The organism is uncultured Salinisphaera sp. (assembly GCF_964012375.1).
Lineage (GTDB): Bacteria > Pseudomonadota > Gammaproteobacteria > Nevskiales > Salinisphaeraceae > Salinisphaera.
On sequence record NZ_CAXGSH010000118.1, the window covers coordinates 1 to 9,992 of the forward strand.

The window sequence follows — 9,992 nt, forward strand, 5'->3', positions numbered from 1 at the left end:
CGGGACGCGCGCACGAGCGATACCGAGCCCTCGTGATGAACTCACTGCGGGCGCGGCTGCTGGCCGCCACCGCGGTTCTTCTACTGGCATTCATCGGGCTGACCGGCGTGGCGCTGGAAACGGCGGTCAGCGAACGCGCCGATCAGGCCGAACACGACCGCCTTCAGGGGCTGAGCTATGCGCTGCTGGGCAGCGCCGAGATCACCGAGGATGGCAGCTTCAAGGTCGCCCCGCGCGTGCTGCCCGAGTCCGATCTGACCCGGCCCGACTCCGGGCTTTATGCCATGGTGCTCGACGAAAACGGTGAATCGATCTGGCGCTCGCCTTCCCTGCTCGATCCGCTGGAGCTGGATACGCTGCCGGCTGTCGGCGAATGGCAGTTCATGCGTATCTATCCCGGTGACGACACCCTCATCACCCTGTCATTTGGCTTTCGCTGGGTGACCGACGCGGGCACCGATTATCGCTACACGCTCGTGGTGGCCGAGGACGCCCGCACCTTCATCAAGCAGATGCAGCGTTTTCGCGGCGTTTTGTGGACGCTGCTGAGCGCATCGGCATTGATCCTGCTGATCGTCGAGCTTTTCATTCTGCGCTGGGGGCTCGCGCCGCTGCGCCGGCTGGCCCGCAACCTCGCCAACCTGCAGGCCCACGAGAAACGGCGTATCGAAGGCCGCTATCCGGACGAAATTCAGCCGCTGGTGAGCAACCTCAACACAATGCTCTCCAACGACCAGGCGCGCCTGACCCGCTATCGCAATGCCCTCGGCGATCTGGCTCACAGCCTGAAAACACCGATGGCAGTACTGCGCGGTCTGGCCGAAGACGACAAGCTCGAAGAAAGTCAGCGCCAAGGGCTGCGCACGCAGCTGGCCCGGATGAACGATATCCTCGACTACCAGCTGCAGAAGGCGGCCGCGGCCGGCAAGCGCAGCCTGGCGGCGTCGATCGCCATTGCCCCGGTGGCGCGCAAGCTCGCCCGCGCGCTGACCAAGGTCTATGCCGAACAGGGCACGCGTTTCGAGGTGTATATCCCGGACACGGTCAAGGCGCCGATCGACGAAGGCGATCTGACCGAGCTGCTGGGCACCCTGATGGACAACGCCGCCAAGTACGGCGACGGCGAGGTGGAGGTACGCGCCGAAATGCGCGACGGCGATCTGTGTCTGCAGATCGACGACAACGGCACCGGCTTCGGCGAAGGCTCCACCGAACGCCTGCTCGAACGCGGCGTACGCGCCGATACCAGCCGGGAAGGCCAGGGCCTGGGCCTGGCAGTGGCCGCCGAGATCGTGCGCTCCTATACCGGCGACATCACCCTCACCCGCTGCGAAAAAGGCGGCGCCCGCGTAGAGATCGTGCTTCCGGCCGAGTGATACGATGACGTCCTGGCAGCGGCCGGTTTGAACCGGCCACCCGCCCGCGTGACCCATAGGGCGTGGCGACCTACCTGCGCCTTTTCAGACGACCAACCGACAGATTCAGCATGGACAATCCCGACACCGCCCGCCGTCTCGACCCCGAGCAGCTCGACCCGGACGCGCTCGACCCGCGCACCTATCACCGCGTGATCGGCCCGGCGCTGAAGGTGGCCGCCAATGTCGCCGCCAAGCGTGGTCATCCAACCCTGCACGACGATATGCCGGCGATGCTGGCCCTGGTGGAAATGGTCACGCGCCTGGCGGATCTATTCGGCGAACACTATCCCGATACCGCCAAGGAAGAGCCCATGCTCGAACACGCCGCCACCGGTGCCTGTGTGATGGTCTTCCAACAGGCCAAACTGCCGGCGGACGCCATCGGCCAGTGCCTGGCCGCCCTCGAAACCGCCTATCGGCAGCTCTACGAACACGAGGTGCTCGACGAGGCGCGCCCGTTCATTGCCATGGCCTGGGAGCACCTTGACGACGAACAGCGCGAGGAAGCCGAAAAATGCCTGCAGCAGGCCACCGAGCGCACCATCGCCGCGATCGAGGCCTGGCAGACCCAGGTGCATTGAGGTGCGCCTGCGTGCGTTGACGGCACTGCGACGGTTGTCGCTGCTGGTTGTGATCCTTGCCCTGGCCGGCTGCGTCGTCATCTCGCCGTTCGGCCGCGGCGATAACGACCTGCATGAAACCACGGTCCAGGGCGAGGGTGCCCGCAAGATACTTTGGCTGCCGATATCGGGCTTCATCTCCGATGCGCCGTCGCAGCGTGCGCTGGGGCTGGTACAACAACCCTCCACGCTGGCCACGATCAGCCGCGCGCTCGACAAGGCCGCCGAGGACGACGCCATCGGCGCGGTCGTGCTGCGGATCAACAGCCCCGGCGGCACCGTGGCCGCCGCCGACGAAATTTATGCCCGCATCGCGCGCTATCGGCGCGAAACCGGCGTACCGGTGATAGCCAGCTTTGGCGGCGTGGCCGCTTCGGGCGGATACTACGTGGCCATGGCCGCCGATCGCGTGATTGCCCAGCCGACCTCGATTACCGGCTCGATCGGCGTGATCATCCCCGGCGTGAACGCCAGCGGCCTGCTCGACAAGATCGGCGTGGACAACGCCAGCTATGTGAGCGCCGCGCACAAGGACATCATGTCGCCGCTGCGCGAGGCCACGCCCGAGGAGCGCGCCATCGTGCAGAAGGTGGTGGATTCGCTGTTCAAACGCTTCGTGAGCGTTGTCGAAGCGGGTCGCCCCGAACTGGACCGCGACCATCTGGACGACATTACCGACGGCCGCATTTTTGCCGCGGACGACGCCCTCCGACTCGGCCTGATCGACAAGATCGGCCATATCGACGATGTGCTCGCACTCGCGCGCGAGTCCGCGGGGGTGGATTCTGCCCGGGTGATCCGCTACTACCAGGGCCGTAGCGCACCGGACTCGATATTGTCGGAAAGTGCCGCGACCGGGGGCCTGCGCCTGCAGGCGGCCGGCATGCCGGTCGATCTGTCGTTCGAAAGTCAGGCGGCGGCACAACCGCTCTATCTCTGGCGGCCCTAGGGCATGCCGGCCTAGGCCTGTCGCACCGACGCTTACTCGGCGGCGTTGCTCGTCTCCACCGAGGAGGCGCTGCCATCGCTGCCGTCGTCGAGTTGCGGCAACGAGGTGAGATGAGCCAGCGACTGGCGCAGGTCTGCGCCCAGCAGCTGCAGCGCATGCTCGGCGACGTCGCGTAGCGCCGGGTCGATCTCGAGCTGGCTTCCCCGCGGATGAAGCAGGCCCACGCGCACCAGCGTTTGCAGATGATTGCGAAACAGCCGCGAATCGAAAAACTCCGGGCTGTTGCGCCCGGTCAGTATCGCCATGCGCTCGGCCATGAGCTGGCACTGACGCTCGAAGCGGCCGCGCTCGACGTGGCCCGATTCGCGGTTATGGCTGAGCAGCATCACCGTCATGGCATAACGTTCGAGTGATTCGCGCATGATCCGCGCCAGGCTCATCAGGGCCGCGAATTCACGCGTGCCCGCCTGTGGACGCTGCAGCCGGTCTTGTCCATCGCTGCTCAGCAGGCCGCACTCCAGCAGCCCGTCGATCGACTCGTTCAAGGCGAACCGGGCCTGGTCGGCCGGCCAGCGCAGAAACAGCTCGGAGGCGAGCAGCGGATAGAGTTCGATGGCGCCGTCGAGCACTCGCTGTCGTTCGCAGGATTCGACATGAGCAAAGAAGTTGGCCACCAGCGACGGCAGCGCGAACAGGTGCATGACGTTATTGCGGATATAGGTCAGCAGAACCGCCTGACGCGACTCCACGGTCAGCACGTCGCCCCAGGCATGCGGCACCCGAACCAGACGCATCATCGGTTCGGCTTCGGCCAGCAGCTCGCGCCCATCCGTGAGCTCGGGGGCCGTGGCGTCGCGTGAGTAGGGGCAGCGCCGCGCCAGCTCGGCGAGCAGTGCCAGGGTGTCCACCATTTCGTCTTCGGCGACGGCCTTCTGCGGGCTGCCCAGCAGCACCAGCGAGGCCAGGCCGGTCGCATTGAGCGTGGCGGTCGCGTTGATGCTCTCCATCACCTGCTCGGCGAGCCCGGCGACGAAGTCCTGCAGCCAGTCAGGACGCGCGTCCATATCCAGGCCGGGCATGCGCTCACGCCAGTCCGGCAGATGCGTATCGGCATAGGCCTGCAGGTCGATCGGCTCGCCGAAAGACACGAACACGCGTCCGTACTTGCGCTTCAAGACCTGGGTCGAGCCGCGCACCAGATCACCCATCGACTCGCCTTTCTTGACCCGCGTGCCCCGCAATTCGTCGAAGTACTTGTTGACCTCCATGACCCGGTCGTAGCCGATATAAACCGGCACGATCGCTGCCGGCGCGCCCTTGCCGCCCAGAGCACTGGTGACCGCCATCGACAGCATGCCGGTCTTGGGCGACAACAGCCGCCCGGTCCGGCTGCGCCCGCCTTCGGGGTAGAACTTCATCGGCTGACCGCGCTGGATGAGCGCATCCACATAGGCACGAAATACCGCCGTATAGAGTCGGTCGCCCTTGAAGCTGCGGCGCAGATAGAACGCCCCGCAGCGGCGTAACAGGGCGCCGACCGGCCAGAAGTTGAGGTTCACGCCGGCCGCGATCTGCGGCAGGGCCAGGCCTTCCTTGTAGAGAATGTAGGAGACCAGCAGATAATCCATATGACTGCGGTGCGAGGGCAGATAGATCACCTCGCGCCGGTCATGGGTGGTCGCACGCAGACGCGCGAGATGACGCACGTCCACGCCGTCATAGATACGGTGCCACAGCCAGGTCAGCACCCGCAGCATGAAGCCGATGGCGATATTCGAATAGTCCGCGGCGATTTCGTTGGCATAGTCGCGCGCCCGGGCACGGGCTGCGTCCGTGCTCATCTTTTCGCGACGGGCCGAATCCTCGATGGCCTGTTGTACGTCGGCGTCGGCGAGCAGGGAATTGATCAGCTGGCTGCGGCGCGACAGTGCCGGGCCGAGCGTGGCCGCGCGCTGGCGCCGGAAATGAATACGCAGCACGCGTACGAGCTTGCGCACCATCAGATCGGGCGCGGCGGATTCGGCTTCGTCGACAAATTCCCGGTAATCGAGAGGCTGCCCGAAATGCACCAGAGTGTTGTGGCCGTTCGCCAGCACGATCAGCAGCTTGCGCAGCCGTCCGGTGCGCTCGCTGTCGGCGAACAGAATACGAAACAGCGATGTTTCCTTGACCGGGTTGCGCCCCCAGAACACGGAAACCGGCACGAGCTGTACGTCGTAGCTGTGGTCGTGGAGCCCGCGCGAGACGATACGATGCAGGTCCGAGCGTTCGCCGCGGCGACCGGCCGGCAGGGCCACCACCATCGAACGCTGCGTGCTCGGCATGCCGTGGGTCGCCAAATAAGGCCGGGGCAGGGCCCGCTCGGCGCATACGGCCTCGAGCGCCAGCCAGTCCATGACGCTGGCCACCGGCAGGACATAGCAAACCGGCTTGTCGCGATCGAGTGCGAGCTCGGACAGATCCGACGGCGAGGCATGGGTATTGATCCAGGCGCGAACAGGCCAGCGCAACAACGGCGTGAACAGCGACAGTATTCGCAGCAACCAGGCCATTCAGGAACCCACGAAATAACGCACGATCGTGCGGGTGCGCTCGCCGATGCCCCGCGCGATACGTTCGATCGGGCCGCGTTCTTCGAGCAGGGCACGATCCTCGGCGCTTGCCAGCTGCGGAGCAAAACGCACCCGCAGTTTCGCCAGCGCGCTTTCGTCGGCGCCCACGAACTGGCGAAACAGCCAGTTCCACGGCAGATTCCAGGCGCGGCCCCGACACACCCGGGCGACAAAGTCCACGATATAGGGCTGGCCGCCCTCGTCGACGAGCATATTGCTGGGGGCGCGCAGGTCGCAGTGGGCGACGCCGCGGGCATGCATCTGCTCGACCAGCTCATCGAGCCGGCGATAGGCCGCCTCGGCCGGTTTGGCCTGGGGCCAGGGCGTGGCCGGCAGATACTCGATAAGCACGCCGCGGGCATCCAGCTGGCGATAGAGCCGCGGCACACCCACGATGCCCTCGAGCCGGCGGAGGGCACTGGCTTCACGCCATATCAGCACCGGCGCGATCAGCCGGCCGAACCAGCCCGGCGTGCGCGCATAGTCCTTGAGCACCGCGCACGCATCGCCGTACACCACCAGCGCGACCTCCGGCTCGGTCTGCCCGCCGCTTTTGTAATAGCGGGTGGCATGCGCGTGCAGCTGGGCCCGGCCGAGGCTCTCGAGCACCTGCAGATCCGTCGACTGTACCGCCATCGGCAGCGCGTCAGCCGGCGTCTTCGTCGTCCGCGCCTTCATCCTGATACAGCCGTTCCGGCGGCACATCGCCGTCGTAGACCGCTTTCAGGCGGTTTTCAAGATAGTAGCCGCGCATGAAGGCATAGGGGTCGAACTGCTGGTTGAGCGTTTCCTCGAAACCGAGCAGCCCGGCCCGGAAATTGATGATCTCGAGTGCGCGCAGGCTCCAGACGACGTAGTCGTAGTCCTCGTCCACATAGTTGAACGGATGAACGAACTGATCGCCGATACGGCCGGTCAGATCGCGCCCGCTGCTCGGGCCGAAAAACGGCAGCACCAGATACGGGCCCTGACCGAGCCCCCAGTAGCCCAGCGTCTGACCGAAATCCTCGTCGATTTCTGCCACACCCACGGCACTGGCCACGTCGAACAGCCCCCCCACGCCGGCGGTGGTATTGATCATGAAGCGACCGAGCGAGGTGTTGAACGACCCCCATTTGAGCTGCAGGGCGCTATTGGCGATATTGACCGGCTCGCGGGCGTTGTCGAAGAAGTTGCCGACGCTGGTCTGCACACGGTCCGGGGTGATCTTGTCGTAGCCCCGCGCCACCGGCTGCAGCACATAGCGGTCTGCGGTGTCGTTGAACTTGTAGACGGCGCGGTTGACCGGCTCGATCGGATCCCAGGGGTCGGACGGCGGGCTGTGTACACAGCCGCCCAGAGCGATCAGACAGAGCATTCCGGACAGAAACGGCAGCCGTTGCGACAGACGTGTGGTCATTTGATACCTCGAAAGCAGATGCGTCGGCTGGCTTATTTGTGGGCTCGATAATGGCCCAGAAGATTCGCCAGCGAATGTTGCGGGGTGAAATCGAACGTACGCGCAAACAGCCCGCCGTCGATGATCACCGCGTATTTGAAGAAATCGATCAGATAATCCGGTGGCGCATAACGCCCCAGCGCCCGAACCGAGCGCCGCGCCAACGCCGGCGGCACGGAAGGCAGAAACAGCCGCCGACACCCGGCCAGCTGCAACGCATCCTGATACGCCACATAGTCGTCTGGCGCGACATTATATACGCCAGGGTGGTTACGCTCGAACGAGCGCATCACCGCTTCGGCCATGTCTTCGACATGGATGAACTGCATCAGCGGCGAAAAACCGAACAGGCACGGCACCACGGGCTGTGCCAGCATTCGGCTGATCTCGTTGTTGATGCCGGGGCCCGCGATATTGCAGGGCCGCAGAATGGTGATGTTGAGCTCGGGATTCTTGTAGAGATGAATATTGAACAGGTTTTCCAGCTCGACCGCGTCTACCACCTCGGGCATGAGGTTGGCCGCGCGCATGGGATATTCCTCGTCGATGAGCGACGGGTTGCGCGCATCTGCACCGTAGACATGGAACGTGGATAGCGCGACTACCTTCTCCACCCCGTATTTCAACGCCAGCCGCAGCAACCGGGCCGTACCCACCACGTTCGCCGAATAGCGCCGATTGCGCGTCGACTGGGTAAAGCGAATCCGCCCCAGGTGGATGATTCCCATGAAGCCGTGCTCGCGAAACACGTCCTCGAAAGGCCACTGGTTGAAGTCAACCACGTAGTCGACGGTGTCCGGATAATCCGCCTGCAGGCCGCGAAACTCGACGCCGACCACGTCGTAGTTCTCCTTGAGCAGCGCGATCACGTGCTGGGCCAGCGCGCCGGCCGCGCCGGTGACCAGCACCTTGCCGCGGGTGCCGCTGCCAATACCCGAGGCCGCCTGCTTCGTTTTTGTCGGAGCTGAATCCGTCTGCCGGCGGGCCGGAGTCTTGCGCCTCGGCGCGGACTTGCGGGACGCCGCCTGTTCCGCGCCGCTGTCCTGTTGTTCGGATTCGGCCTCGGGCCGAGGCTCGTTCGACTGGCTCATCAGAAAATACTCTTGCGCTGGGCAATGCCGGCATCGATGAGATCGCGGATGGCATCCTTGACCTCCTCCACGCGCCATTCGACGTCGCGCTCGTTGCGCGCGTCGTTGGCGAAATGCATCGGTTTGCCGAAGTTCAGGAACACGCGCGCCGGCAGCGGTACCAGCGGGGCAAGCGGGAAATACGGCATGCCCAGCATCCGCGCAAGCGGCTTGACATTGACCAGCGACGGCATGGTTTCTTCACAGCCGACCACGCCGACCGGCACGATCGGCGTGTTGTGCTCCATGGCCAGATGCATGAAGCCGTGGCCGAAACGCTGCAGCTGGTAGCGTAGTCGATACGGCTTGCCCGAGCCGCGAATGCCTTCCGGAAACACCACGATGGCTTCTTCGCGGTCGAGCATTTTCGCGCAGTTTTTGGGGTCGCCGATCACGCCGCCGACCGAGTTCATCCAGTTGCCGAGAAACGGCACCGACGGAAACCAGCGCTCGATCATCGAGCGCGGCAGGCGCGCGTTTTCCGACTTGTTGGCCACGGCGAAGCTCACCATCACCCCGTCCATCGGCAGCTGACCGCTGTGATTGCCCACGATGAGGAGGCGACCCTGGCCCGGAATATGCTCGAGGCCCTGGGCCTGCACACGGAAATAGTTCTGGTACAGCCATCGAACCGCGGTGAACGTGATCTTGGCGGTATCGGGATTGAGCCCCCAGGGGTCGTACCCCTGGGTGCCGATATTGTGCTTGGGCAGCGCATCGACCAACCGATCGACATCGCGGCCTACCGTCCGCGGTTTGAGAAACTGGCGGGTGCGCATGAGGACTCCTCGCACGAAGCGACGCGTTATAAACGGCGCGCCTTTTGGTTTTACACTGGCGCCAATGCTTTGAGCTTAGCACGCACATTGGCCGTGCCGAGCCTGTATCAGGCCTGCTTCGATGACCGATTCCGTACCCGCCGCCGAGGCCGACGCCCGCCGTGTCGTGCCCATTAGCATTGAACTGATCCGCCCGGGCCCCAGCCAGGCACGGACCCTGTTCGAAAACGACAGTATCGAGGAACTGGCCGCCTCGATTGCGACCTCCGGGGTGATTCAACCGGTGGTGGTGCGTGGCGACCACGCCACGGGCTATCGACTGCTGGCCGGCGAGCGCCGCTGGCGTGCGGCCCAGCGCGCCGGGCTGAGCGAGCTACCCGCGATCGTACGCAACGATCTCGACGCCGCCCAGGCCGCCGTACTGGGGCTGATCGAGAACCTGCAGCGCGAGTCGCTGGGGGTCATGGATACCGCCCACGGCCTGGGCCGGCTGTGCGAAGACCATGGCCTGACCCACGACGCCGTTGCCCGGCGTATCGGCAAATCCCGTGTCTATGTGACCAACTATCTGCGCCTGCGACAGCTGGCCGCGCCGGTACAACGGCATCTGGATGCGGGCGAGCTCAATCTCGGCCATGCCAAGATACTGGCCGGCCTGGGCGAAACGACACAGGTTGCACTGGCGCGCGAGGCCGCCAAAAAGCGAATGAGCGTGCGCCAGCTCGAACAGGCGGCCCGGCGGTGCTCACAACCGGTAGCGCCTGACGCCTCCACGACCGAGGACAGCGCCATGGCCGAACTGGAAACACGGTTGGCCGAGCATGTGGGCAATACGGTCAGGATCGACTACGACGCCGAGCGTCGCCGCGGGGAGCTGCGTATCGCCTTCCACGATCTCGACGAATTCGACGGCCTGCTGGCCCGCCTGGGTTTTACCCCGGAGTGACGATTCGCCGCGACAAAGCCGAGACCTAGGGAAGCTCTGCATAAACTGTCACGGTCGCGCCGGCGTGCTTTGCGCGTGATTGACAAGGAAGTGAGAGCGT

9 protein-coding genes are annotated in these 9,992 nt (G+C 64.9%); 4 read left to right on the top strand and 5 right to left on the bottom strand.

From position 1 onward, the window contains the following. Positions 1-35 precede the first annotated feature (35 nt). From ABNU97_RS15925 to sppA, 3 genes are all read left to right on the top strand, one after another. The gene (locus tag ABNU97_RS15925; RefSeq protein ID WP_348767661.1) at positions 36-1,376 is read left to right on the top strand and encodes an ATP-binding protein; all 1,341 of its coding nucleotides are present in this window, start codon (positions 36-38) and stop codon (positions 1,374-1,376) included. A gap of 110 nt (positions 1,377-1,486) precedes the next feature. Next, entirely contained in the window at positions 1,487-1,999 is a 513-nt protein-coding gene (locus ABNU97_RS15930) for a hypothetical protein (RefSeq protein ID WP_348767662.1), read from the top strand. Between the two features lie 34 nt (positions 2,000-2,033). Further along, positions 2,034-2,987 (top strand): signal peptide peptidase SppA, encoded by a 954-nt coding sequence (gene sppA / locus ABNU97_RS15935; protein ID WP_348767663.1) that lies wholly within the window; start codon positions 2,034-2,036, stop codon positions 2,985-2,987. A 32-nt stretch (positions 2,988-3,019) separates the two neighbouring features. Here sppA and plsB read toward each other — a convergent pair whose 3' ends face one another. The 5 genes from plsB to ABNU97_RS15960 are packed head-to-tail and all read right to left on the bottom strand — an operon-like array spanning position 3,020 to position 8,946. Next, positions 3,020-5,539, bottom strand: coding sequence for a glycerol-3-phosphate 1-O-acyltransferase PlsB (gene plsB, locus ABNU97_RS15940; RefSeq protein ID WP_348767664.1), 2,520 nt, complete (start codon positions 5,537-5,539; stop codon positions 3,020-3,022). Continuing rightward, positions 5,540-6,235: a hypothetical protein gene (locus ABNU97_RS15945; RefSeq protein WP_348767665.1), complete on the bottom strand. Its 696-nt coding sequence runs from the start codon at positions 6,233-6,235 to the stop codon at positions 5,540-5,542. It lies immediately after the preceding gene. A 10-nt stretch (positions 6,236-6,245) separates the two neighbouring features. Then, the gene (locus ABNU97_RS15950) at positions 6,246-6,998 is read right to left on the bottom strand and encodes a VacJ family lipoprotein (RefSeq protein ID WP_348767666.1); all 753 of its coding nucleotides are present in this window, start codon (positions 6,996-6,998) and stop codon (positions 6,246-6,248) included. 32 nt (positions 6,999-7,030) lie between these two features. Further along, positions 7,031-8,128 (bottom strand): NAD-dependent epimerase/dehydratase family protein, encoded by a 1,098-nt coding sequence (locus ABNU97_RS15955; RefSeq protein ID WP_348767667.1) that lies wholly within the window; start codon positions 8,126-8,128, stop codon positions 7,031-7,033. Then, on the bottom strand, positions 8,128-8,946 hold the full coding sequence (locus ABNU97_RS15960) for a lysophospholipid acyltransferase family protein (RefSeq protein ID WP_348767668.1): 819 nt from the start codon (positions 8,944-8,946) through the stop codon (positions 8,128-8,130). The genes ABNU97_RS15955 and ABNU97_RS15960 overlap by 1 nt, the downstream gene beginning before the upstream one ends. A gap of 121 nt (positions 8,947-9,067) precedes the next feature. On the opposite strand from ABNU97_RS15960, the gene ABNU97_RS15965 reads away from it, so the two are divergent. Next, positions 9,068-9,892, top strand: coding sequence for a ParB/RepB/Spo0J family partition protein (locus ABNU97_RS15965; RefSeq protein ID WP_348767669.1), 825 nt, complete (start codon positions 9,068-9,070; stop codon positions 9,890-9,892). Positions 9,893-9,992: the final 100 nt, after the last annotated feature.